Genomic DNA, 23,363 nt, shown 5'->3' with positions numbered 1-23,363 from the left:
GATCATACCGCTCGGCCGCCTGCTCGTCGCCGGGCAGGTATAGCGGTCCCTTCTGGCCGCAGCCGGCCAGGCCGATGGCCAGCATCAGGGCCAGGGCGGCGGGAGCCAGGCGGCCCATCAGGCACCTCCCGCGAGGGCCGAGAGCGTATCCCGAGCCCGCTGGGCCGCGGCACGCACCTGGTCGGGGGCGGTGCCGCCGATATGGTTTCGAGCCGCCACCGAGCCTTCCAGGGTCAACACCTCGAAGACGTCCTGCTCGATGGTGTCGGAGAACTGCCGGAGTTCATCGAGGGTCATCTCGGAGAGGTCCTTGCCTTCCGCCAGGCCGAAGGCGACCGACTGGCCGACGATCTCGTGGGCGTCGCGGAAGGCCACGCCCTTGCGCACCAGGTAATCGGCCAGGTCGGTGGCGGTGGAGAAGCCGCGGCGGGCGGCCTCGGCCATCTGCGCCTTCTTCGGCTCGATGGCCGGCACCATGTCGGCGAACGCCTTGAGGCAGTCCTTGACGGTGTCCACGGCGTCGAACAGCGGCTCCTTGTCCTCCTGGTTGTCCTTGTTGTAGGCCAGGGGCTGGGACTTCATCAGGGTCAAGAGGCCCATCAGGTGGCCGTAGACGCGGCCGGACTTGCCTCGGACCAGCTCCGGGACGTCGGGATTTTTCTTCTGCGGCATGATGGAGGAGCCGGTGCAGAAGCGGTCGGGCAGGTCGATAAAGTCGAACTGGGCGCTGGTCCACAGCACCAGCTCTTCACTCATGCGCGACAGATGCATCAGCAGCAGGCTGGCGAAGGCGGTGAATTCGATGGCGAAGTCGCGATCGCTCACCGCATCGAGGCTGTTCTCGGCGGGACGCTCGAAGCCGAGCAGCTCGGCGCTGACATGGCGGTCGATGGGGTAGGTGGTGCCGGCCAGCGCCGCGGCGCCCAGGGGCATCACGTTGACCCGCTTGCGGCAGTCGAGCAGGCGCTCGTGGTCGCGGGCCAGCATCTCCTGCCAGGCCAGCAGATGGTGGCCGAAGGTCACCGGCTGGGCCGTCTGCAGATGGGTGAAGCCCGGCATGATGGTGTCGGCCTCGCGGTCGGCCAGCTCGATCATGCCGGCCCGCAGGCGGGCCAGTTCCATGGCGACCCGGTCGATCTCCTCGCGCAGGAAGAGGCGAATATCGGTGGCGACCTGGTCGTTGCGCGAGCGTCCGGTATGCAGCTTCTTGCCGGTGATGCCGATCTTCTCGGTCAGGCGTGCTTCGATATTCATGTGCACGTCTTCCAGCTCGACGGACCACGGGAACTCGCCGCGCTCGATCTCGCCGCGAACCTCGTCGAGGCCGTTGATGATGACATCGCGCTCGGCTTCCTCGAGCACGCCGACCCGGGCCAGCATGGTGGCATGGGCGATAGAGCCCTGGATGTCGTGGAAGGCCAGGCGGCGGTCGAACGCCTCCGAGGCGGTGAAGCGGGCGACGAAGGCGTCGGTGGGCTCGCTGAAGCGGCCACCCCAGGACTGGTTGGTGCCGGGGCTGGAAGAGTTCGAGGTCATCGGCTTGGGATCCTGCATGACGGGTTGCGATTGGCTGGGGCTGTCGCCCCCGCGGCCACCGGTCTCGCGGCGGCCGGCGCGATATGGCAGGAGTGTACCAGAGTCGCCGTGGCAGGCGAGGGCCGCACTGCCTCAAATACGGCCTTTCAGGCCTGGGCTCGACGGCTCGTGAGTTTTTCCTCTCTGGCCGGGTGCTTTATGATGAAGGTTATCGTGCGTGATGCATGCCAGCTTCGCCGGATATCGGCGCTGGCTCGAACCGGTACAGGGAGAATTTCGTGCAATCCATCACCAAGCTGCGTATCGCTACGCGCAAGAGTCAACTGGCCATGTGGCAGGCCGAATACATCCGGGACCGGTTACTGGCTCTACACCCCGGCCTCGAGGTGGAGCTTGTGGCGATGTCCACTCGCGGTGACAAGATCCTCGATACGCCGCTGGCCAAGGTGGGCGGCAAGGGGCTGTTCGTGAAGGAGCTCGAGGAGTCGATGCTCGACGGACGTGCCGATATCGCCGTGCACTCCATGAAGGATGTGCCCATGACCTTTCCCGAGGGGCTCGGTCTGTCGGTGATCCTGGCCGGTGCAGAGCCCACCGATGCCTTCGTGTCCAACGCCTATTCCAGCTTCGAGGAGCTGCCCGAGGGGGCAAGGGTCGGCACCTCCAGCCTGCGCCGCGGCCTGCAGGTCAAGGAGGCACGCCCCGACCTGGAGATTCTCAGCCTGCGTGGCAACGTCCAGACGCGCCTGGGCAAGCTCGACGATGGCGAGTTCGATGCCATCATCCTGGCCACTTCAGGTCTGCGTCGCCTCAAGCTCGATGCGCGCATCGCTCAGGAGCTGCCTCCCGAGGTATGCCTGCCGGCCTGCGGTCAGGGCGCCCTGGGCATCGAGTGCCGCCTCCATGATCCCGAAATGATCGGCCTGCTGGCGCCGCTGGATGACCCCGACACCGCGACACGGGTGCGCGCCGAGCGAGCCATGAACACGCGTCTCGAGGGGGGGTGTCAGGTGCCGATCGGCGGCCATGCCATCTTCGAGAATAACGGCGAGACCCTCTGGCTGCGTGCCCTGGTCGGCCGGCCGGACGGCACTCGAGTACTGCGTGCCGAGGGCCGTGGCTCGATCTACGAGCCGGAGGCGCTGGGCATCCGCGTCGCCGAGGACCTGCTGGAAATGGGCGCCGGCGATATCCTGGCCGAGGTCTACGGCGCCGACTGATGGCTACCTCGGCGCCGGTGATCATCACTCGTCCGGGCGAGCGTGGCGACATTCTCGCCGAGGCGATCGAAGCGTGCGGCCATTCGGTGGCGCGCCTCGAGATGATGTGCCTCGAGGGGCTGCCTGAGTCTCCCGAACAGCGCGCGGCCTGGCTCGATTTCGACCAGTTCCGGCGCGTGGTGGTGGTCAGCCCCTTCGCCGTCGAGTGTCTCGCCGCGGCGCTTGATCGCTTCTGGCCCCAGCTGCCGGTGGGTGTGGATTACTATGCCGTGGGGCAGGCCACCGCCTCGGCGCTGAATGCGCACCTCGGCGTGCGGGTTCATGTGCCGCCGGCGAGCGTCGGTGAGGATACCAGCGAGGCCCTGCTGACCCTGGGCTCGCTGCATTCACTGGATAACGAGAAGATCCTGCTGGTGGCCGGCGAAGGGGGGCGTACCCTGCTGGCCGAGACGCTCGCCGCACGCGGGGCCCGGGTGACTCGCCTGGCCCTCTATCGGCGCACTCTTCGGCCCCCCGTACCGGCCATGGCAGAGCGCCTCGCCACCGGCGACTTTCGTGCGTTGGTGGTCAGCAGCGGAGAAATGCTCGAATATCTGGCAAGATGGTGCGCAGGCGCCGCCTTGAACCAACCGCTAATCGTTTCCAGCGCCCGGTTGGCTACACTGGCCGGCAAGCTGGGGTTTCGCGACGCCGTCGTGGCGCGTGGCGCCACCCCGGCGGTTCTGGCGGCGGCTGTGGCCAATGCCTGTGACCCGCAGGAAGCCGATGTCGATCAAGACGATCTCGAAAAGGGCTAGCGACAAGATGAGCAAGCAACCACACGAGCAGGAAGAACAGAAGGCGTCTGACGGCGCGCAATCGGCGACCTCGGGTGACGAGGCCAGCAGGGGCAGTAGCTCCGGCAAGCGCCGTTCACGCCGGCATGACAAGACCCACCAGGGTGGCGGCACCGCCAAGGGCGAGACCGCCCAGAACGGGAACGAGGCCGCCAAGGCCGATACTGCCCAGAGCGATGCTGCCCAGAGTGATACCGCCAAGCCGGCGGCGAGCCAGGCATCCGTCGGGCCGTCTGGCCCCGACAAGGCTCCCAACAAGGCGACGTCAAGCAAGCCGGATGCCGGCAAGAAGGCCGACAAGAAGGCCGCCGCCGGCAAGGCCGAGTCGATTCCTTCCCGAGCCGGCAAGTCACAGCCGGGCGGTGGAGGCGCCAAGGGTGGCACCGCCGCCGGCGGTGGCGGTGAAGGGAAGGGTGGCAAGGCCGGTGTGACAGCGATCGTGCTGGTCATCCTGCTGGCCATCGCCGCCGGTCTGTTCGGCTGGCAGGCATGGCAGAAACTTGACGCCCAGCAGGCCCGCATCGCCGAGCTGGAGTCACGGACCAGCCAGGCCGCGACCACCGGTGACCTGAACCAGCTGCAATCGCGCTTCGAAGAGGCCGAGAGCGAGCGTCAGGCTGCTCTCGAGGAGGCCGTTACCTCTCTGGAAAGCGAGTTCGCCGATTACCGCGGTAACGTCGACGAGACCCTCGACCGCGTGCTGGCCGAACTCTCCAGCGAGCAGCAGACCGATGGACGCGACTGGCTGCATGCCGAGGCCGCTTACCTGCTGCGCCTGGCCAATCAGCGTCTGCAGCTGGAGCGCGATGTCCAGGGTGCAGCCGCCCTGCTGCGCACTGCCGACAAGCGCCTCAAGGAGGCCGATAATCCGGCGCTGGTGCCGGTGCGTCGTGAAATTGCCAGTGAGCTCTCCAGCCTGGAAGCGGTCCCCCGGGTGGATCGCACCGGCCTGTGGCTGACGCTCAATGCCCAGCAGGAGCAGATCGCCGGACGCCCGCTTTCCCAGGACATCGACGAGATCACCGCGAGCTCCGAGATGGAGGAGGCTCCGAGCGGCTCCTGGCAGAAGCAACTGTCCAGCTTCGGCCAGGAGCTGAAGAGCCTGGTGACCGTGCGCAAGCACGATGAGGCGCTGGAGGCGCTGATCTCTCCGGAACAGGAGTCCTATCTTCGCCAGAGCGTGCGCCTGGTGATCGAACAGGCCCAGCTGGCCCTGCTCAAGGAAGAGGGCGAGCTCTTCGAAGCCAGCCTCGACAAGGCCATTACCCTGATCGAAGGCTACTACGATACCGATGACAGCGGCGTACAGTCGGTGCTCGACCGTCTGGGCGAGCTGAAGGGTGAAGCGGTTCGCCCCGAACTCCCCGACATCAGCGGTTCCCAGCAGGCACTGGCGACCTTCATCGAGCGGCGCTTCGAGTCGCGCCAGGGAGATGAGGCATGAGAAAGCTGATACTGATCATCGTCCTGGGCCTGGCCATCGGTGCGCTGTTCGGACAGCTGATGATGTCGGTGCCCGGTTACTGGCTGGTGCGGGTGGGAGGCACCTCCTTCCAGACCTCCTTCTGGTTCGGCCTGGTGCTCCTGCTGGCGGTTTTTCTGGTCTTGCACTTTGCGCTGCGCCTGCTGATGCGGCTGTCTCGCCCGGTGTCCCGGTTCAAGGTGTGGAACAGCCGCACTCGCAATCGCAATGCCATGAAGCGCACCGTGCGTGGCCTGGTGGCGCTGGCCGAGGGCCGCTGGAAGCGGGCCGAGAAGTCACTGGTCAAGTCGGCGGATGATTCCAGCACCCCGCTGGTCAACTACCTCTCTGCGGCCCTGGCGGCCCACTACCAGGGACGTTTCGACCAGGCCGACACCCTGCTCAAGCGTGCTCATCTCAGCACCGAAGGCGCCGATACCGCGGTGGGGATGGTACAGGTGCAGCTGCTGCTCGACCGCCAGCAGTTCGAGGAAGCGCTGGCGATCCTCACGCGGCTCGACCGCCAGTTGCCGAATCATCCTCAGGTGCTCAAGCAGCTCAAGCAGGCGTATCTCAGCGTCAGCGACTGGGATGGCCTGCGTCGCCTGATGCCGCGTCTGGGTGCCCAGCAGCTGATTTCTCCCGAGGAGCGCGGCCAGCTCGAGCGACGCGCCTACCGTGAGCTGATCGTGCGTGAAGCTCGGGAAGGCAGCGATATCGAGACGGTGCGTAGCCTCTGGGCCGACATGCCCGACCACCTGCGTGGCGATGTCGAGCTCATTGTGCTCTATATCGAAGCACTGGTACGCGGTGGTCAGGACCCGATCGCCGAGCGGCTGTTGCGTCACTCTCTCAAGGAGAACTGGGACAGCCGCCTGGTGCTGCGTTATGGCCTGCTCGATGTGGATGCCTCGCGTCAGCTGGTCACTGCCGAAAAGTGGCTGCAGGAGCGACCCAACGACCCGGACCTGCTGCTGACGCTGGGGCGCCTGGCGCTGCGTAATGCCTACTGGGGCAAGGCCCAGGAGTACTTCGAGGCGAGCCAGCGACAGCGGTCCAGCGGGGTGGTCTGTGCCGAGCTGGCACGGCTCTTCGCCAACCTGGGCGAGCACCAGAAGAGCCAGCTCTACTATCGCCAGAGCGTGGAGCTGCTCGACAAGTCGCTTCCCTCGCTGCCCCAGCCCAGCGAGGACAGGGATGTGCTCGACGAGAAGCGGGCGAAGAAGGCCTCCTGACGGCAGGTCTTCTCCATGACGGAAGGGGGCGCTTCGGCGCCCCCTTCGTGTATCTGGGGCTGCCGGCGGGCACCAAAGGGCTACTTGCCAACAGTGTGACGCTGCCTTGGAGAGGGTCGAGGCCACGAGTGAGTGGTGCCGATCGGCACTTGGGTGACGTTGTCTGATCCCGAGCGATTGCCGCGAGGGGCTGCGACCATCAGTTGTGATGCAGAGTCGAACGCCCTCATCTAGTTGTGATCTCTCTATAGGTTGTTCATCCGGAACCAACCCGGAAGACTGGAGATGCGAACCAACCAACCGCTCCAGGAGGCCCGGATGAACACCCATAAGAATGCCCGTCTCACTCCGCATGGTCGAGCCCTGCTGGCCGCTCGCGTCATCGATGAAGGGTTGCGGCCCAGAGAGGTTGCGCAAGCTCAAGGCGTCAGCGTGAGAACAGTCTATAAGTGGGTGCGTCGTTTCCGAGAGGAAGGACAGGAGGGGCTCCAGGACCGTCGGTCACGCCCGGCCCGAAGCCCGTTGGCGACAGACGCAACGACGGTGGAGCAGATCGTCGAGCGTCGTCAGCGACGCCAAACCTATCGCCAGATTGCTCAGGCGCTGGGGGTTGGCCAGAGCACAGTGGCGCGCATTCTCAAGCGCAAAGGGCTGAATCGTCTGGCGGCGCTGACGCCGCCAAGGCCCGATAATCGCTATGAGCACGCCGCCCCCGGGGATCTCTTGCATCTGGATATCAAGAAGCTCGGTCGCTTCGAGCGCCCGGGCCATCGGGTCACCGGCGATCGCCAACAGGCCACGCGTGGCGCAGGGTGGGAGTATGTCCACATCGCTATCGACGATCACTCGCGGGTGGCCTTCGGCACCCGCTATCCAGATGAAACCGGCTGGAGCGCGTGTTACGCGCTGTTGAAGGCCATACGCTATTACCGAGGGCTGGGGACGCGCTTCACGCGGGTGCTCACCGACAATGGCGCCTGCTACCGATCCAGGATATTTCACCGCCTGTGCCGGCGGCTGGGGCTGAAGCACAAGCGCACTCGCCCCTATACGCCCCGCACCAACGGCAAAGCAGAACGCTTCATTCAAACCGCTCTGCGCGAATGGGCCTATGCCCGGTCGTACAAGAGCTCGAAGGAGCGGGGCCAGCATCTGCTCGCCTGGCTCCATCAGTACAACTGGCATCGACCGCATGCCAGCCTGAATTATCAGCCTCCGGTGAGCCGGTTGGGGCTTTCCGTGAACAACCTGGTGGGTTTACACATCTAGTGAAAGCGCTTTACGTCAGTCTGCCAAGAATCGAAAAAAGCGGGGCCGCCCTAAGGCGGCCCCGCTGCCGTGCTACACATGGACTATCGCGCCGAGATCAGGGCTCGTCGACATCGCTGCCGCTGGGCTTCTTGTTCTCGGGGTCCACCTGCTCATGACGTGGATTGATGCGCTCGCTCGCCGAGGTGGTAGCGCCTTTCCGGACAGGGATGAAGCGGTCGTCGGTGGCCGTGTCATCGCCTCTGGGCTGCCCGGCCGGGCTGCCGTCGATGGTGAAGTCCTGCTGCATGACGCGCAGGTTGGCGGGCGGTGCGGTACCGGACTTGTCCTGTCCGAAGTAGAGCGTGGTGTGCGGGAAGGGAATCTCGATACCGGCCTCGTCGAAGCGCAGCTTGACCAGGCGGTTGTAGGCGCGCCCCACGGCCCATTGATCTCCGGGGGTGGTCTTGATGATCACCCGGATATTCACCGAACTGTCGGCCAGGGCGGTGACGCCTGCGACATCGAGGGGAGCCAGCAGCTTGTGGCCGTGCTCGTCGCTGGCCTTGAGGTCCTGGTAGGCGAGCTGCAGCTGTTCGATGGCGGTGTCGATATTCTCACGATAGGCGATGCCGTATTCGCCGACATGGTTGCCGAAGCCGCGCATATAGTTGGAGACGGTATCCACGCTCGAGAAGGGCACCAGGTGGTAGGTGCCCGAGAGGTCGCGAATGCCCACCGAGCGGATATTGAGCTTCTCGGCGGTGCCGGTGATGCCGCCCACCGTGACCACGTCGCCGGTGTTCATGGCGTTTTCCACCTGGATGAAGATGCCGGTGATGATGTCCTGCACCAGCTTCTGGGCGCCGAAGCCGATGGCCAGGCCCAGAACCCCGGCACCGGCGATCAGCGGGCCGATATTGATGCCGATCTCGGCCAGCACGATCATCGCCGTCATGGTCACCAGGGCGATGGCCAGGGCGTTGCGGAACAGCGAAAGCAGCGTCTGGGCACGCGCCGAGGGCATGCCGCCACCGGTGTCGGGGTTGAGCTTGTGTTCGATCAGGCTTGTCAGGGCCAGCCATACCATGAGTGCGATGGCCAGGATCGTCGCCACACTGACCAGCTTGCCGACCAGATTGCGACCCACTTCCGAGGCATACCAGGCGGCAAGGTCGAAGGCGCCCCAGGCGTTGAGCACCACCATGATGATCAGCACCACGATGAGGGTGCGGATCACCCGCAGGGCATTGGGTACATAGCTGTTGAGGCGTGGCTCGAGCAGCGGCAGCTTGCGGCGCAGGTCATCGGAGAGGCGGATGCGGCGACCGATGGTCTGGGTCAGGAAACTGGAGAGCAGCAGGCCCACCACCACGGCGCCGATGCTCTTCAGGGTGGCGAAGAGCACAAAGGGCAGGGCATCTTCGGGGCGTGCTAGAGTCAGTACCAGCACCATGGTGAAGTAGGCTAGGGCGAAGAGGTGCCAGGTGCGTGCAAACAGCTGCAGCGAGACGCGACTGGCGGCCATGGTGGTCTGGTGGGCCTTGGCATCGAAAGCGTCACGCAGACGCTTGCGATTCTTGAGCACCACCACCACGGCATACAGAAAGGCAGCGACCATGATCAGGGTGCCCAGGCCCTTGCCTACCGCCGGTGACAGATAGACGGTGACCAGCGGCACCACGACCATCAGGCCGTAGCCGACCAGGCCGATCAGCCGGGCGATCCAGCGATTCCAGTAGGAGGCCTCTTCCGAGGAGATGGGCAGCAGCCGCAGGCCGTCGTAGCGTGAGGCAAACAGCATGCGCACCCCGGCCTTGAGCAGCTCGATCACCAGGAAGGCGTTGAGGAACAGCGAGGCCTGGGTGGAGAGCTCGCCGGTCTGGCCGATGGCGAAGGTGGCGATCAGATTACCGCCCAGATACGCGAGAGACACGATCAGCACATCGACCACGGCGGCCAGTGCCACGCAGATGATCAGGCGCAGGATCGGGGTCAGGCCGCGGCCGTTCAGCGACCACTGACTGATGCTGGTGAATAGCGGCCTGGCCAGGCGTCTAACGGCGATAAACAGCAAAAAGGTCGCCAGGATCACCAGACCCAGGTTGATGGCGGCGCTGGTGAAGGCCCCCATGTCGAAGGTGCTCTCCAGGTCGCTCGCGAACATGCCGCCAATGGCCGAGGCGATGGCCTCGAGCTGGCTGCCGATATCGCTGGCGACACGGCTGGTCAGCTCTGCCAGCTGGCGTGGCAGCGAGGGGGCGGCGCTGGCGGCTTCGCCGGGGGTCGATTCGGCCACGTCGCCGGCCATGCCGCGCAACTGGTCGATCAGCTCCTGTCGGGTCTCCTGGTTCTCGAGCAGGTCGGCCAGGGTCGAGTAGGCGGGTGGCTCACTGCTACCGCTCGCCTGCTGTGCCTGGGCAGGAGCTGCCAGCATCAGCAGTGCCAGTAACAGCCAGCCGAGCATCAGGGGTAGGGCTCGCTTGGGGTTCACGCTGTGACCTCCATCTCTTGGCGTGTGGGCGGTAAATTGTCTCAGGATAGCCATGATACGGACTTTCGCGCAGGGTCACGAGTCCGGCGCCGTGCACGGTTTTCATGTACAGCCATTGTACGTGTGAGCTGGGGTGTGTCACATTTGTCGAGACGGCGGAACTGCTGTCGGTACGGCAAGCATGCGATACTCGTTCGCCACCTTCGGGTGGCACTTTTCGTTCACGGGAGATAGCCAGGCATGCTGGAAGCACTGTCGGTGCTGGTCGGTGGGGCCCTGGGCGGCATGCTGCGGCTCACCATCGGCGATGCCGCGGGGAGATGGCTGGGCCTGGGCTTTCCCTGGGGTACCCTGGTGGTGAACGTCAGTGGTGCCCTGGCCATGGGGCTGCTGGCCGGCTGGCTGGGCTTCCCTGCCGAGGGGTCGCCCTCCGGGGCCTGGCTCCTGCTGGGTACGGGGCTGCTGGGCGGCTATACCACGGTGTCATCCCTCAGCCTGCAGACGCTGTCGTTATGGCAGCAGGAGCGCGGCCCCGCGGCCATCGGCTATATGGCGGCGACCCTGGCCGCGGGGCTTGCCGCCCTGGCGCTGGGTGCCTGGCTCGCGGGAGCTCTGGCATGAGCGCCTGGCGTGCCTATGCGGCCGTCGGCCTGGGCAGTGGGCTGGGTAGCCTGGCGCGCTTTCAGTTCGGTGTATGGCTGGCAGCCCCCGGCTTTCCCTGGGCGACACTGCTCGTGAACCTGGTGGGCTCCGGGCTGATCGCCCTGCTTGCCGCCTACGCCGCGGCTCGCCCTCATGGAGGTGTGGCACGCCGGCAGCCCTTCCTGGTCGCCGGCTTCTGCGGTGGCTTTACCACCTTCTCGCTGTTCGGCCTGGAGACCCTGACCATGTTGAGCCAGGGCCATCTGATGATGGCTCTGACTTATATAGTGCTGAGTCTCGTGGGGTGGCTGGGGGCTGCCTGGATCGGCCATCTTGGTGGAGGCCGGCTGGCCACGCTGCTGGAGTAGCGGGGCTCGACAGCCCTTCAGTGTGGCGGCTTCACTGGTCCTCCTGCGGGGATATCCGGCCCGAGACCCAGGCGCCGGCGTCGGGAATGTTCATCGTGTAGTCCCGATCGAGCCATGGCGAGCTGATCATAAAGTCGGCGCTGGCGGCGTTGCAGGCCACCGGGACGTTCCACAGCGCCGCCAGGCGCAGCAGTGCCTTGACGTCGGGGTCGTGGGGTTGGGGCGAGAAGGGATCCCAGAAGAAGATCAACAGATCGAGCCCCTGCTCGGTGATCAGGGCGCCGATCTGCTGGTCACCGCCCAGTGGGCCGCTCATCAGGCCCTGGACCGGCAGACCAAGGGTTTTCGATACCCGACTGGCGGTGGTGCCGGTGCCGATCAACTCATGGCGAGACAGTGTCTCGTGCCAGCGTTGTGCCCACTCCAGCAGCTCCGTCTTCTTGCCGTCGTGGGCGATCAGGGCGATGCGCTTGCGTGCCGGCAGAGTGCGCTGGACGTTGCGGCTGGGGCGAGGATGGCTCATGGGTTTATACCTCCAGAATCTTCAACGTGTTGGTGCCGCCATGGGCGTTCATCTCGTCGCCCCGCGTCAGCATCACGTGGTCTCCCGGCTCGGCGATGCCCTTCTCCACCAGCAGCGCCAGGGCCCGGTCGTTGAGCTCCTCGGCCGTCATCTCGCTGGTATTGAAGGGCAGCGACACCACGCCGCGATAGAGTGCCATGCGTCGCTGGGCGATGGCGCTATGGGCCAGGCCGATGATGGGCAGCCCCGAGCGGATGCGCGAGGCGATCAGCGGCGTGTAGCCGGTCGATGTCATGCAGGCGATGGCCGCCACGCCGGAGAGGTGGTTGGCGGCGTACATGGCGGAGAGCGCGATGGTCTCGTCGACCTGGGTGAACCCCTCGTGGATGCGGTGGCCCGATTCCTGGGCAATCCTCTCGCGCTCGGCGCCCAGGCATACCCGGTCCATGGCCTCGATGGTCTCCACCGGGAAGTCGCCGGCGGCGGTCTCGGCGGAGAGCATCACCGCATCGGTGCTGTCGAGAACGGCGTTGGCGACGTCGAACACCTCGGCGCGGGTGGGCAGCGGCGACTCGATCATCGACTCCATCATCTGGGTGGCGGTGATCACCGCGCGGTTCAGGCTGCGTGCCCGCTTGATGATACGCTTCTGGGTGCCGATCAGCTTCTCGTCGCCGATCTCCACGCCGAGATCCCCGCGGGCCACCATCACCGCCTCGCAGGCCTCGATGATGCCGTCCAGGGTCGCATCGTCGGCCACCGCCTCGGCGCGTTCGAGCTTGGCCACCAGGCCGATCTCCTTGCCGGCCTCGCCCAGCAGCTCCCGCGCCTCGGTCATGTCGGCGGCGTGGCGGGGAAAGGAAACCGCCAGATAGTCCACGCCGATGTCGACGGCGGTGGTCAGGTCGGCCCTGTCCTTGTCGGTCAGCGCCGGCGCCGAGAGCCCGCCGCCAAGCTTGTTGATGCCCTTGTTGTTGGAGAGCCTGCCGCCCACCGTCACCGTGGTGTGGATCTCCTGACCCACCACGGCGGTGACGTCGAGCACCAGCCGGCCATCATCGAGCAGCAGGCGGTCGCCGGGGGCGACGTCGTCGATCAGCTGCTGGTAGTCGCAGCCCACACGCTCCGCGTCGCCGTCATCGCTGCCCAGTGCCATGTCGAGGATAAAGGAAGCGCCCTCGGCGAGCTCCACCGCGCCCTCGCGGAAGCGGGCGGTGCGGATCTTGGGTCCCTGCAGGTCGCCCAGGGCGGCGACGCTGCGGCCCTGTCGAGTGGCGATCTCGCGGACCCGCTCGAGGCGGCGACGATGATCGTCGGCGCTGCCATGCGAGAAGTTCAGGCGCACCACATCGACGCCGGCGGCGATCATGGCCTCGAGCACGCCGTCGTGGTCGCTGGCGGGGCCCAGGGTGGCCACGATCTTGGTGCGGCGGATGGGGTCATGGATGAGCTGTGTCGACATTGAGCGGGTCTCCCGTTGCGTGCGTGTTGCTAGACTACCAAGAATAGTGACTAAAAAGTATTTTTACTACGAATGGGGCGCGGCAACTGGCTCTTCGAGTCGGTTTTTTGGTGGTTTCTACGCATTTTCCGCCGGATTTCAGGAGGGGTTTGTTGATTCTAGTGATTCCGGGAGGCCGATTTGTTCAAAATTGTTGTAAAATTACTTAAAGACCTTGAGTCTCTGACCGGTTTGCGTCACATTGTGGTACATGACACGAGCCGCAGGTCATGGAACCTATTTCGGAACAGTCCGAGACCTCTGCCCAGCGGGCTCGATTGATATTCCCACTCGACGCCATTTGGAGGAGTAGAGGAGATGACGCTCAAGATTGCCATCAACGGATTCGGCCGCATCGGCCGTAACGTGCTGCGAGCCATCCACGAGAATGGCTACCGTGATCGTGTGCAGGTCGTGGCGATTAACGACCTGGGCGACCCCGCCCTCAATGCCCATCTGCTGCGCCACGACACCGTCCATGGCCACTTCCCCTTCAAGGTCGAACACGACGAAGAAAGCATGAGCGTGGACGGTCAACGCATCGCCATCCTCTCCGAGCGCGACCCGAAGGCCCTGCCGTGGGCCTCGCTGGGCGTTGACCTGGTGATGGAATGCACCGGCCTGTTCACCAAGCGCGAGGCGGCGGCCAAGCACCTGGAAGCCGGTGCCAAGCGGGTACTGGTCTCCGCGCCCAGCCCCGACGCCGACGCCACCGTGGTGTATGGCGTCAACGAGGAGGTGCTCACCGCCGAGCATCGCGTGGTCTCCAACGCCTCCTGCACCACCAACTGCCTGGCACCGGTGGCCAAGGCGCTCAATGATGCGGTGGGCATCGAGAACGGCCTGATGACCACAGTGCACGCCTACACCAACGACCAGAACCTCTCCGACGTTTATCACAAGGACCCCTACCGGGCCCGCAGTGCGACTCACTCCATGATTCCCACCAAGACCGGCGCCGCCGCCGCGGTGGGGCTGGTGCTGCCGGAGCTGGCCGGCAAGTTCGATGGCCTGGCCGTGCGTGTGCCGGTGATCAACGTCTCGCTGGTGGATCTGACCTTCACCGCCGGCCGCGATACCTCTCCCGAGGAGATCAATCAGATCGTGGCCAAGGCCGCCGAGGCCTCTCCGGTGCTGGCGGTCAACGCTCAGCCGCTGGTCTCCATCGACTTCAACCACGATGCCCACTCCTCGACCTTCGATGCCAACCATACGCGGGTCAACGGTCGCCTGGTCAAGGTAATGGCCTGGTATGACAACGAGTGGGGCTTCTCCAATCGCATGGTGGACACCGCCCTGGCGATGCACGCTACCGGTTAAGCACTACGCGAGCACCATCGAGGCTTGGAGATGACGCCGGGGCGGGAAACCGCCTCGGCGTTTCTGTTCGATCCTGTTACTCTGCCGCCCTTGCACCCCACCTCCCTACCACCCCACCACCCAAGGATGCCATGACGCTGCCCGACTACTCCTGGCTCGCCTGGAGCCTGATCATCGCCTCCGTGTATCTCACCGGAGTTTCGAAGGGCGGCTTTGCCGGCGGCTTCGGCACCCTCTCCGTCCCGTTGATGGCCCTGGCGGTGGGACCCATCGAGGCGGCCGGGCTTCTCTTGCCCCTGTTGCTGGTGATGGACGTCTTCACCGTGAAGGCATGGTGGGGGCATCACGATGCCAAGGAGCTGTATCGCTTACTCCCGGGGCTGCTGGTGGGTGTCGTCGTGGGTACCCTGCTGGCAGGCACCCTCGATGAAGACGGTGTGCGATTAGTACTGGGCGTGCTTTCCCTGCTGTTTGCGGCCTACATGTTGATCAAGCCGGCGGCAGGGCGACCCATTTCGCCCCGTTGGGCGCTGCCGGCGGGCATGGGGTGTGGTTTCACCAGCTTCCTGGCGCATGCCGGGGCCCCACCGCTTAACCTCTACCTGATGCCGCGGCGTCTCGGAAAGGAGGCCTTCATCGCCACCAGTGCGCTGTCCTTCGCCGCGGTCAACCTGATCAAGCTGCCGCCCTACCTGTGGCTGGGCGAGATCAACCTGACCAGCGCCTGGGCCTCACTGGCGCTGGTGCCGGTGGCCTGGGTCGGAGTGAGAAGCGGGTTGTGGTTACAGCACCGTGTCAACGAGACGCTCTTCTACCGGCTGGTCATCGTCGCCATGGCCATCGTTGGCGTGCAACTGCTGGTCAAGGCGACGATATAGGCAGTGCCGAGCGGCGTCAGCTCAACCGCTGCCTATAGTCTTCATAGCCGAAGGTCTTCACCGTGCGGATCGCGCGGCTGGTCTCGTCGATACGGCAGATCGAGGGCAGGCGGATGCCGTTGAAGGTGGTGGTCTTGACCATGGTGTAGTGGGCCATGTCGGTGAACACCAGGCGGTCGCCGATGGCGAGGGGCGCATCGAAGCTGTACGCGCCGACGATATCCCCGGCCAGGCAGGTCTGGCCACCCAGACGGTAGGTATGGGCCTTCTCGCCCGGCTCGCCGCCGCCGATGATCTCGGGGCGGTAGGGCATCTCCAGCACGTCTGGCATATGCGCCGTGGCGGAGGTGTCGAGGATGGCGATGGGGCCGTCGTTGTCGACGATATCCAGCACCGTGCAGACCAGGTAGCCGGTATTGAGGGCGATGGCTTCGCCCGGCTCCAGGTAGACCTCCAGGTGTGGGTGGCGCCCACGGAAGTCACGAATCACCCGCACCAGACGTTCGATATCGTAGTCGTCGCGGGTGATATGGTGGCCGCCACCGAAGTTGACCCACGCCAGGTCGGCGAGATACCCACCGAACTTGGCCTCGAAGGCCGCCAGGGTCGACTCCAGGTCGTCGCTGTTCTGCTCGCACAGGGTATGAAAGTGCAGCCCCTCGAGCCCCTCCATCGCCTCGGGGGAGAGCTCCCGGGCCCGAGTGCCCAGCCGGGAGCCCGGCGCGCAGGGGTCGTAGAGCGGCACGTCGCCGGTGGAGTGCTCCGGGTTGACCCGCAGCCCGCAGGAGACCCGGCGTGGCGCCGCCGCGACCGTCTCACGGAAGTGTTGCCACTGGCTCGGCGAGTTGAAGCTGAGGTGGTCGGCGTAGCGCAGCACCACGCCCATCTCCTCGTCCCCGAAGGCCGGTGAGAAACAGTGCACCTCGCCGCCGAAGGCCTCAAAGCCCAGGCGGGCCTCGTCCTGGCCGCTGGCCGTGGTACCCACCAGATACTGGCGCACCAGCGGGAAGGTGTCCCACATGGCGAAGCCCTTCAGCGCCAGCAGTATCTTCGCACCGCTCGCCGCCTGGACGTCGCCGAGGCGCTCCAGGTTACGGCGCAGCAGGGCGTCGTCGACCACATAGGCGGGCGAGGGGCAGGCGCGAACGTCGAAATCGAGCTCGGCGTTCGAGGCCGCATCGTGAGTGTTCGCCATGGTTCAGGCCAGCGGGTCGTGGTCGGGGTCGAGTTCGACCACCTGCCAGGGCAGGCCCATCTCGCCGATGCGCTCCATGAAGGGGTCGGGGTCGAGCTGTTCGACGTTGAACACGCCGTCTCCCTTCCAGATGCCTTCCAGCATCAGTATGGCGCCGGTCACCGCCGGCACGCCGGTGGTATACGACACGGCCTGAGACTTGACCTCCGCATAGCACTGCTGGTGGTCGCAGATGTTGTAGATATGCACCTTGCGACGCTTGCCGTCCTTGATGCCGTCGGCAATGATGCCGATGTTGGTCTTGCCCTTGGTGCGCGGGCCCAGCGAGGCCGGGTCGGGCAGCACCGCCTTGAGGAACTCCAGCGGAGCGATCTCGGTGCCGTTTACCTCGACCGGCTCGATTCGGGTCATGCCGACGTTCTCGAGCACCTTGAGATGGGTGATGTACTGGTCGGAGAAGGTCATCCAGAAGCGGATGCGCTCCAGTCCCTTGATGTTCTGGCACAGGGATTCCATCTCCTCGTGATACAGGAGATACAGGTCCTTCTCGCCGATGCCGTCGAAGTCGAAGGTGCGCTTCTCGGCCAGCGGCGCGGTCTCCTTCCACTCGCCCTTTTCCCAGTAGCGACCCTTCGCGGTGATTTCGCGAATATTGATCTCCGGGTTGAAGTTGGTGGCAAAGGGGTAGCCATGGTCGCCGCCATTGGCGTCGAGGATATCGATGCGATGGATTTCGTCGAACAGGTTCTTCTGGGCGTAGGCGCAGTAGATATTGGTCATGCCCGGGTCGAAGCCGCAGCCCAGGGTGGCCATGTTGCCGGCCTCGGCATAGCGCTCCTGGAAGGCCCACTGTTCCTTGTACTCGAACTTCGCCTCGTCGGGATGCTCGTAGTTGGCGGTATCCAGGTAAGGCACCCCGGTGCGCAGGCAGGCCTCCATGATGGTCAGGTCCTGATAGGGCAGGGCCACGTGGATCAGCACATCGGGCTTGAAGGACTCGATCAGCGCGACCAGCGCGTCGACGTCATCCGCATCCACCGTGGCGGTCTGGATCGGGCGATCCAGCTGTTCGGCGATGGCCTGGCACTTCGCCTCGTTGCGACTGGCCAGCATGATCTCGCTGAAGACTTCGGGGTGCTGGGCGCACTTGTGGGTAACCACACCGCCGACGCCGCCGGCGCCGATAATCAGGACTTTGCTCATGGGTACGAATCCAGATCGAGTAAAGAGGAAGTGTCTTGGCCTCGCTCGATTCCCCGGCAGGGAGTGACGAGAGGGCGCTGATAATGGCGCCCTCAGAGGCTGGTATCAAGTGGTTTTCGCGTCAAGCTCAAGGCGAGAGTCATGAAGTGGCCTTTACCCTGATATGGACGGTATGCAGGACCGTTGCAGCGTGTTTGCGGCAGTAGCCTTCGGTGCCTCCGCATGCAGTGTCATGCTCGATCGCCACGGCGTCTCAGCCGTCTTTCTGGTCGGTGGCCAACTCCCTTTAGAATAGCACCTGTTTGAAAGCAAGAAATGGATGTTTCTTCTTGAATATAATGGTAATTGCCTAACGGTCTGTTAACCTTGGCATAGTAATGAAAGATTAATGATAAGCACATGCGCCATGACGTGTGTCGCAGTCGTGTCAGTTGGCCTGTGAGGGGGATGTATGGCAGAGGGCAAGAGCGAATCGGGCTCTGTGGGCAAGCGACGCGAGTGGCTTGCCTTTCTTTTTGTGGTGGCGATCGGCGTACCGCTGCTGACGATCGCGGTGGTTGGCGGTTATGGCTTCGTGGTGTGGATGCTGCAGGTCTTCGTGCTGGGGCCGCCCGGGCATGGCGGTTGACCCCTTAGTGACTGAGAGAGACGAGACATGAAGATCATCGCAATCCTGTGGAATACCCTGAAGAAGCCCCCGGTGCATATCAGCCTGGGGGTCATCATTATCGTCAGCTTCCTCGCCGGTATCGTGTTCTGGGGCGGCTTCAACACGGCCATGGAGTACACCAATACCGAGAAGTTCTGCGTCAGCTGCCACGAGATGGAGGATAACGTTTATCAGGAGCTGCAGAGCACCGTGCACTGGTCCAACCGTACCGGGGTGCGTGCCATCTGCTCGGACTGCCACGTGCCCCACGACTGGACGGCCAAGATCGCTCGCAAGATGCAGGCCAGCAAGGAGGTATGGGGCGCCATCTTCGGCACCATCGATACCCCCGAGAAGTTCGAGGCCAAGCGCCTGGAACTGGCCCAGCACGAGTGGTCACGGTTCAAGGCCAACGGTTCCCTGGAGTGCCGTAGCTGTCACGATTACAACAGCATGGACTGGGACAAGATGTCCGACGAGGCGCGGCGCTTCATGGAGCCCGCCGCCGAGCGTGACCAGAGCTGTGTGGACTGTCACAAGGGTATCGCACACAAGCTGCCCGACCAGATGGGCAGCACGAAGGACCCCATGCTGGCACGCCTGGTGCGTGAAGCCACCTCGGTCAGCCTGGACGAGGGGCAGCAGTACTATAGCGCCAAGTCCGTGGACCTGTTCACCGACTCCGAGCTCACCGAGCGCGCGGGCGTCCTGCAGGTGGCCACCGAGGTCAATATCATCGAGACACGGGGCGATAGCGTAAGGCTGGAAATACCGGCTTGGCGCAAGGAAAAAGGCTTCGGGCGCGTGCTCTACGAGGACTTTGGCCAGAATATCAGCAGTGCCGTTCTCGACAAGGAAGTCGCCCAGAACGACTCCCTGATCGAGGTCCGGGAGACCGAGGTTGTCGATGACATGACGGGCCTGCCCTGGGGCAACGTGGACGTGACGCTGTGGGCCGAGAAGGGCGCCTATCTCGAAAGTCGCGATGCCCTCTGGGAGACCGCCGGTCAGACCTATCGTGATGCCTGCAGCGTCTGTCACACCGAGCCGGCGCCCGAGCACTTCGATGCCAACACCTGGCCGGCGATGTTCTCCGGCATGGTGGGCTTCACCAACCTGAGTGCCGGCACCCAGGAACTGGTGCTCAAGTACCTGCAAATGCACTCCTCCGACTATGTCGAAGGCGCTCACTGATATGCCCAAGGAGCTCTCATGACTATCAGCCGTAGAAGTTTCCTCAAGGGAGCCATGGCCGGCTCCGCTGCTTCGCTGGTCGGCCCTGGGCTACTCACCAGCACCGCGGCCGCCGCTGCTGGTGTGACCGAGCAGGGCGTCTGGAAGACAGCCGGATCTCACTGGGGCGCGATGAACGCCCTGGTGAAGGGGGGCAAGGTGGCCGAGGTGAAGCCGTTCGGTGCCGACCAGTATCCCACCGAGATGCTCAACGGCATCAAGGGGCTAATCTACAACCCGTCGCGCATTCGCTACCCCATGGTGCGCCTGGAGTGGCTGAAGAATCGCCATAATGGCGATCGCACCACCCGTGGCGACAACCGCTTTGTGCGCCTGACCTGGGATGCCGCGCTCGACCTCTTCCACGAGGAGCTGGAGCGCGTCCAGACCGAATATGGCCCCTGGGCACTCTATGCCGGGGCCACCGGCTGGCGCCAGACCGGCCAGATGCACAGCTGCGGCAACCATATGCAGCGAGCGGTGGCGATGCATGGTCACTTCGTCAAGAAGGTGGGTGACTACTCCACCGGCGCCGGACAGGTCATCCTTCCCTACGTGCTGGGCTCCACCGAGGTCTACAGCCAGGGTACCTCCTGGCCACTGATCCTCGAGAACAGCAAGACGGTGGTGCTGTGGGGCAACGACCTCTACAAGAACCTGCAGGTGGGGTGGAACTGCGAGACCCATGAGTCCTACGCCTATCTGGAGCAGCTCAAGGCCAGGGTGGCGGAAGGCAGCATCCGCGTGATCAGCGTGGATCCGGTGCGCACCAAGACACAGAAGTATCTTGGGTGCGAGCAGCTCTACGTCAATCCGATGACCGATGTGGCCTTCATGCTGGGCATGGCGCACACCCTCTACAACGAGGCGCTGTACAGCCAGGCGTTTATCGACGCCTATGCGCTGGGCTTCGATGACTTTATCGCCTATGTCCAGGGCGAGGCCGAGGATGGCGTAGCCAAGACGCCGGAATGGGCGGCGGAGATCTGCGGCGTTTCGGCCGAGGATATCCGCGACTTTGCCCGCCTGCTGGCGGCCGACCGCACCCAGCTGCTGTTCGGCTGGGCCATACAGCGTCAGCAGCACGGCGAACAGCCCTACTGGATGGGCGCCGTGCTGGCCACCATGCTGGGCCAGATCGGCCTTCCCGGCGGAGGCATCAGCTACGGCCACCACTATAGCTCCATCGGCGTGCCGTCATCCGGGGCGAGTGCACCGGGAGCCTTCCCGCGCAACGTGGATGCCGGCAAGACGCCCGTGCATAACAACACCGACTTCCAGGGGGCCGCCTCGACCATTCCGGTGGCGCGCTGGATCGACTGCCTGCTCAACCCGGGAGACACCATCCAGTACAACGGCGCCGAAGTGACCTTCCCGGATGTTCGCATGTGCGTCTTCAGCGGCTGCAACCCCTGGCATCACCATCAGGATCACAACCGCATGAAGCAGGCGTTCCAGAGGCTGGAGACGGTGGTGACCGTCGACTATGCATGGAACGCTACCTGTCGTTTCTCCGACCTGGTGCTGCCGGCCTGCACGCAGTTCGAGCGCAACGATATCGATATCTACGGCACCTACTCCAGTCGCGGCGTGCTGGCCATGCACAAGCTGGTGGACCCGCTGTTCCATTCCCGCAGCGACTTCGACATTTTCACCGACCTGTGTCGTCGCTTCGGGCGTGACGAAGAGTATCGCCAGGGCCTGGACGAGATGGGCTGGGTCAAGAGGCTCTACGATGAGTGTCGCGAGGCGAACAAGTCCTTCAGCCCTGCTTCCGGTGACGGGGAGGCGTCCTCGCCGATGCCCGAGTTCGCCGAGTTCTGGAAGGAAGGCTATGTCGACTTCGGCCCGGGGGAAAACTGGGTGCGCCATGCCGATTTTCGTCAGGCGCCCGAGGTCAATGCGCTGGGCACGCCCTCCGGCTTTATCGAGGTCTCCAGCCGCAAGATCGCCCGCTATGGCTACGATGATTGCCGTGCCTACCCGACCTGGATGGAGAAGGCGGAACGTTCTCACGGGGGGCCCAATTCGGATCGCTACCCGCTATGGCTGCAGTCGGTGCACCCCGACAAACGCCTCCACTCCCAGATGTGCGAGTCCGAGGAACTGCGGGCCACTTACGCCGTGCAGGGGCGTGAGCCGATCTACATGAGCCCGCAGGATGCCTCGGAGCGCGGGATTCAGGGCGGCGACCTGGTGCGTGTCTTCAACGACCGAGGACAGTTGCTGGCGGGGGCGGTGGTATCCGATGACTTTCCCCCCGGCGTGGTGCGCATACAGGAGGGGGCCTGGTACGGGCCCGTCGGACCGGAAATCGGGGCCCTGGACACCTACGGTGACCCCAACACCCTGACCCTCGATGTGGGCTCCTCCAGGCTCGCCCAGGCGCCGAGTGCCAATACCTGCATTGTGGAGATGGAGCGCTTCGAGGGCGAGGTGCCCGAGGTCACTGCCTTTGGTGGGCCGAGCGTGGTGGAAATATGACGGAACCAGCATCGTCCCTGGCCGCCGCCCGCCCGGAGGCGGGTGGCGGTTCGCCAGTCGACGGGGAGTCGGAGAGCCTGCTGTGTCGTTGGCTGGCGACCGTTCTCGGCGCGGAGCTGGATGAGGCCTCGCTGGAGCGTTACCGCCAGGGGGAGGCGGCCCCTTTCCTGGATTACCTGCGCGATGCCCACGGCATCACCGATGAGGTGGAGCGTCTTCAGGAGGCGCTGTCACGGCTGGTGATGTTCACGACCCCGCGTCTGGAGCTGGCGGCGGACTTCACCGAGCTCTTCCTGGCGGATGCACGGAGCGGGGCGCCGCCCTATGCGTCCTTGCATGCAGGCGACAAGCAGGGCTTTCACGGTAAGGCGGCAGAACGCATGGAGGCGAGACTCGCCGCGGCGGGGTATGCGGTCAGGCGTGATGTGGCCGAACCCGCCGACCATCTGGCCGTGATGCTCGACTACCTCGCCACGCGCCTGCAGATACTGGCCGAGGCAAAGGCCCCCGACCGCGAGGGTTGGCGTCAGGATCTCGAAGCATTCGTGGAACATGAACTATGCAGCTGGCTGCCCCGGCTAGTCACCAGAAGCGCCGGCGTAACGACCGCCAGCGATTTCTATCCGGCGCTGCTGGCCCTGCTCGAGGCCTACTGTCGCCGCCTCGTGGAGGAGCTGAGGCCCGCTTAACCGGGCCGCGTAATCTCTCGGCCGGTGTCGGCGCATCACGCAAGGTCGAGCGGTCATTCCACCTGGACTACCGACCGGCCGAGCAGTTCCTGGCCGGCAATATCCAGGAACCGGACCTCATAGACCCCCGCCTCATCGGGCATTGTCAGCTCCATGGTGTCGGCGTCGCCGATGGACTGGACGCTGATCCAGCTGAAATCCGGCTGATTCTTCCGGGCCAGGGCGATTCGCTGGTCGGCGCTGTCGTTCCCTCCGGTCCAGCCGACGGTGATCGTGTCACCCGGCGCGGCTGATGGCGGCACCGAGAGCCCGGCACCATCATCCAGTGGCGCGTCGGTGCCGACGACTTCGAGGGGTATGCTGGCCAGGGTCTTCCTGCCTTCGTCCAGGATATAGCGGATCTCATAGAGCCCCGTTTCGGCCGGGGCGGTCAGTCGAGTCTCCGTCATCTTGCCGGTGCGTCGGTAGTTGCCGCGGGAGCCCTCGTCGGCGCCGGCCGGCACGATGGCGACCATATCGCTGGGGTGAACCGTAGAAGACCACGAAATATCCACATCGCCCTCCGCTCGAACGATGTCGGGTCCGGAAATACCCACTTCCGGGGCGACGACCTCGATAGGGGCCGTGGCCAGGGTCTTCTTGCCCTC

At 64.7% G+C, this 23,363-nt stretch carries 20 protein-coding genes and 1 pseudogene; 13 read left to right on the top strand and 8 right to left on the bottom strand.

Annotated elements, in window-relative coordinates; translation table 11 throughout:
- Positions 1-7: 7 nt before the first annotated feature.
- Together lptM and argH are read right to left on the bottom strand one after the other, a co-directional pair.
- Positions 8-118: pseudogene (gene lptM, locus Q358_RS19135) on the bottom strand (LPS translocon maturation chaperone LptM); the annotation flags it as partial.
- Positions 118-1,536, bottom strand: a complete 1,419-nt coding sequence (argH, locus tag Q358_RS0114325; protein WP_027962598.1) for an argininosuccinate lyase — start codon at positions 1,534-1,536, stop codon at positions 118-120. The gene argH and the pseudogene lptM, both read right to left, overlap by 1 nt.
- A gap of 278 nt (positions 1,537-1,814) precedes the next feature.
- Between argH and hemC the strand changes: the two genes are divergently transcribed.
- From hemC to Q358_RS0114300, 5 genes are all read left to right on the top strand, one after another.
- Positions 1,815-2,756, top strand: a complete 942-nt coding sequence (hemC, locus tag Q358_RS0114320) for a hydroxymethylbilane synthase (RefSeq protein ID WP_027962597.1) — start codon at positions 1,815-1,817, stop codon at positions 2,754-2,756.
- Positions 2,756-3,553, top strand: coding sequence for a uroporphyrinogen-III synthase (locus Q358_RS0114315; RefSeq protein ID WP_027962596.1), 798 nt, complete (start codon positions 2,756-2,758; stop codon positions 3,551-3,553). Before hemC ends, Q358_RS0114315 begins: the two co-directional genes overlap by 1 nt.
- Before the next feature lie 7 nt (positions 3,554-3,560).
- The gene (locus Q358_RS0114310; RefSeq protein WP_027962595.1) at positions 3,561-5,036 is read left to right on the top strand and encodes a uroporphyrinogen-III C-methyltransferase; all 1,476 of its coding nucleotides are present in this window, start codon (positions 3,561-3,563) and stop codon (positions 5,034-5,036) included.
- Positions 5,033-6,289 carry a heme biosynthesis HemY N-terminal domain-containing protein gene (locus Q358_RS0114305; protein WP_027962594.1) on the top strand — a complete coding sequence of 419 codons (1,257 nt, stop codon included), beginning with the start codon at positions 5,033-5,035 and terminating at the stop codon, positions 6,287-6,289. Before Q358_RS0114310 ends, Q358_RS0114305 begins: the two co-directional genes overlap by 4 nt.
- 318 nt (positions 6,290-6,607) lie before the next feature.
- Positions 6,608-7,558 carry an IS481 family transposase gene (locus Q358_RS0114300; RefSeq protein ID WP_027962593.1) on the top strand — a complete coding sequence of 317 codons (951 nt, stop codon included), beginning with the start codon at positions 6,608-6,610 and terminating at the stop codon, positions 7,556-7,558.
- Between the two features lie 97 nt (positions 7,559-7,655).
- Here Q358_RS0114300 and Q358_RS17700 read toward each other — a convergent pair whose 3' ends face one another.
- Positions 7,656-10,031 carry a mechanosensitive ion channel domain-containing protein gene (locus tag Q358_RS17700; protein WP_051530420.1) on the bottom strand — a complete coding sequence of 792 codons (2,376 nt, stop codon included), beginning with the start codon at positions 10,029-10,031 and terminating at the stop codon, positions 7,656-7,658.
- A 240-nt stretch (positions 10,032-10,271) separates the two neighbouring features.
- Between Q358_RS17700 and Q358_RS0114290 the strand changes: the two genes are divergently transcribed.
- Together Q358_RS0114290 and Q358_RS0114285 are read left to right on the top strand one after the other, a co-directional pair.
- On the top strand, positions 10,272-10,652 hold the full coding sequence (locus tag Q358_RS0114290) for a CrcB family protein (protein WP_027962592.1): 381 nt from the start codon (positions 10,272-10,274) through the stop codon (positions 10,650-10,652).
- Entirely contained in the window at positions 10,649-11,041 is a 393-nt protein-coding gene (locus tag Q358_RS0114285) for a fluoride efflux transporter FluC (protein WP_027962591.1), read from the top strand. Before Q358_RS0114290 ends, Q358_RS0114285 begins: the two co-directional genes overlap by 4 nt.
- A 31-nt stretch (positions 11,042-11,072) precedes the next feature.
- On the opposite strand, the gene Q358_RS0114280 is transcribed toward Q358_RS0114285, so the two are convergent.
- On the bottom strand, positions 11,073-11,564 hold the full coding sequence (locus Q358_RS0114280) for a methylglyoxal synthase (RefSeq protein WP_027962590.1): 492 nt from the start codon (positions 11,562-11,564) through the stop codon (positions 11,073-11,075).
- A 4-nt stretch (positions 11,565-11,568) separates the two neighbouring features.
- Entirely contained in the window at positions 11,569-13,026 is a 1,458-nt protein-coding gene (gene pyk, locus Q358_RS0114275) for a pyruvate kinase (RefSeq protein ID WP_027962589.1), read from the bottom strand.
- 357 nt (positions 13,027-13,383) lie between these two features.
- Here pyk and gap point away from each other — a divergent pair, with 357 nt between their 5' ends.
- Entirely contained in the window at positions 13,384-14,385 is a 1,002-nt protein-coding gene (gene gap, locus Q358_RS0114270) for a type I glyceraldehyde-3-phosphate dehydrogenase (protein WP_027962588.1), read from the top strand.
- Between the two features lie 131 nt (positions 14,386-14,516).
- Entirely contained in the window at positions 14,517-15,263 is a 747-nt protein-coding gene (locus Q358_RS0114265) for a sulfite exporter TauE/SafE family protein (protein ID WP_027962587.1), read from the top strand.
- A 16-nt stretch (positions 15,264-15,279) separates the two neighbouring features.
- On the opposite strand, the gene nspC is transcribed toward Q358_RS0114265, so the two are convergent.
- Together nspC and Q358_RS0114255 are read right to left on the bottom strand one after the other, a co-directional pair.
- Positions 15,280-16,458 carry a carboxynorspermidine decarboxylase gene (gene nspC / locus Q358_RS0114260; RefSeq protein ID WP_027962586.1) on the bottom strand — a complete coding sequence of 393 codons (1,179 nt, stop codon included), beginning with the start codon at positions 16,456-16,458 and terminating at the stop codon, positions 15,280-15,282.
- Positions 16,459-16,461: 3 nt separating this feature from the next.
- Complete coding sequence (locus tag Q358_RS0114255) at positions 16,462-17,661, bottom strand: saccharopine dehydrogenase family protein (RefSeq protein ID WP_027962585.1); 1,200 nt, start codon at positions 17,659-17,661, stop codon at positions 16,462-16,464.
- Positions 17,662-18,112: 451 nt separating this feature from the next.
- Here Q358_RS0114255 and Q358_RS18415 point away from each other — a divergent pair, with 451 nt between their 5' ends.
- From Q358_RS18415 to torD, 4 genes are read left to right on the top strand one after another with little or no spacing between them, the layout of a single operon-like run.
- Positions 18,113-18,289: a periplasmic nitrate reductase, NapE protein gene (locus Q358_RS18415; RefSeq protein WP_084286592.1), complete on the top strand. Its 177-nt coding sequence runs from the start codon at positions 18,113-18,115 to the stop codon at positions 18,287-18,289.
- A 27-nt stretch (positions 18,290-18,316) separates the two neighbouring features.
- Positions 18,317-19,504: a pentaheme c-type cytochrome TorC gene (gene torC / locus Q358_RS0114245; protein ID WP_027962584.1), complete on the top strand. Its 1,188-nt coding sequence runs from the start codon at positions 18,317-18,319 to the stop codon at positions 19,502-19,504.
- 18 nt (positions 19,505-19,522) lie between these two features.
- The gene (torA, locus tag Q358_RS0114240; RefSeq protein WP_027962583.1) at positions 19,523-22,027 is read left to right on the top strand and encodes a trimethylamine-N-oxide reductase TorA; all 2,505 of its coding nucleotides are present in this window, start codon (positions 19,523-19,525) and stop codon (positions 22,025-22,027) included.
- Complete coding sequence (gene torD, locus Q358_RS17695; protein ID WP_051530417.1) at positions 22,024-22,716, top strand: molecular chaperone TorD; 693 nt, start codon at positions 22,024-22,026, stop codon at positions 22,714-22,716. The genes torA and torD overlap by 4 nt, the downstream gene beginning before the upstream one ends.
- Before the next feature lie 53 nt (positions 22,717-22,769).
- Here the strand turns inward: torD and Q358_RS18835 are convergent.
- Positions 22,770-23,363: hypothetical protein (locus Q358_RS18835; protein WP_027962582.1), on the bottom strand; the 594-nt coding region annotated here is incomplete at its 5' end.

The organism is Halomonas halodenitrificans DSM 735, from assembly GCF_000620045.1.
In the GTDB taxonomy this organism is placed as follows: Bacteria; Pseudomonadota; Gammaproteobacteria; order Pseudomonadales; family Halomonadaceae; genus Halomonas; species Halomonas halodenitrificans.
Note: the sequence above shows the minus strand (reverse complement) of the source record. Positions and strands in the feature narration are given on the sequence as shown.

Coding starts and splice junctions, on each gene's coding strand:
- argH (WP_027962598.1), bottom strand. CDS start 1,536: ATGACCTCGAACTCTTCCAGCCCCGGCACCAACCAGTCCTGGGGTGGC.
- Q358_RS0114315 (WP_027962596.1), top strand. CDS start 2,756: ATGGCTACCTCGGCGCCGGTGATCATCACTCGTCCGGGCGAGCGTGGC.
- Q358_RS0114310 (WP_027962595.1), top strand. CDS start 3,561: ATGAGCAAGCAACCACACGAGCAGGAAGAACAGAAGGCGTCTGACGGC.
- Q358_RS0114305 (WP_027962594.1), top strand. CDS start 5,033: ATGAGAAAGCTGATACTGATCATCGTCCTGGGCCTGGCCATCGGTGCG.
- Q358_RS0114300 (WP_027962593.1), top strand. CDS start 6,608: ATGAACACCCATAAGAATGCCCGTCTCACTCCGCATGGTCGAGCCCTG.
- Q358_RS0114290 (WP_027962592.1), top strand. CDS start 10,272: ATGCTGGAAGCACTGTCGGTGCTGGTCGGTGGGGCCCTGGGCGGCATG.
- Q358_RS0114285 (WP_027962591.1), top strand. CDS start 10,649: ATGAGCGCCTGGCGTGCCTATGCGGCCGTCGGCCTGGGCAGTGGGCTG.
- Q358_RS0114280 (WP_027962590.1), bottom strand. CDS start 11,564: ATGAGCCATCCTCGCCCCAGCCGCAACGTCCAGCGCACTCTGCCGGCA.
- pyk (WP_027962589.1), bottom strand. CDS start 13,026: ATGTCGACACAGCTCATCCATGACCCCATCCGCCGCACCAAGATCGTG.
- gap (WP_027962588.1), top strand. CDS start 13,384: ATGACGCTCAAGATTGCCATCAACGGATTCGGCCGCATCGGCCGTAAC.
- Q358_RS0114265 (WP_027962587.1), top strand. CDS start 14,517: ATGACGCTGCCCGACTACTCCTGGCTCGCCTGGAGCCTGATCATCGCC.
- nspC (WP_027962586.1), bottom strand. CDS start 16,458: ATGGCGAACACTCACGATGCGGCCTCGAACGCCGAGCTCGATTTCGAC.
- Q358_RS0114255 (WP_027962585.1), bottom strand. CDS start 17,661: ATGAGCAAAGTCCTGATTATCGGCGCCGGCGGCGTCGGCGGTGTGGTT.
- Q358_RS18415 (WP_084286592.1), top strand. CDS start 18,113: ATGGCAGAGGGCAAGAGCGAATCGGGCTCTGTGGGCAAGCGACGCGAG.
- torC (WP_027962584.1), top strand. CDS start 18,317: ATGAAGATCATCGCAATCCTGTGGAATACCCTGAAGAAGCCCCCGGTG.
- torA (WP_027962583.1), top strand. CDS start 19,523: ATGACTATCAGCCGTAGAAGTTTCCTCAAGGGAGCCATGGCCGGCTCC.
- torD (WP_051530417.1), top strand. CDS start 22,024: ATGACGGAACCAGCATCGTCCCTGGCCGCCGCCCGCCCGGAGGCGGGT.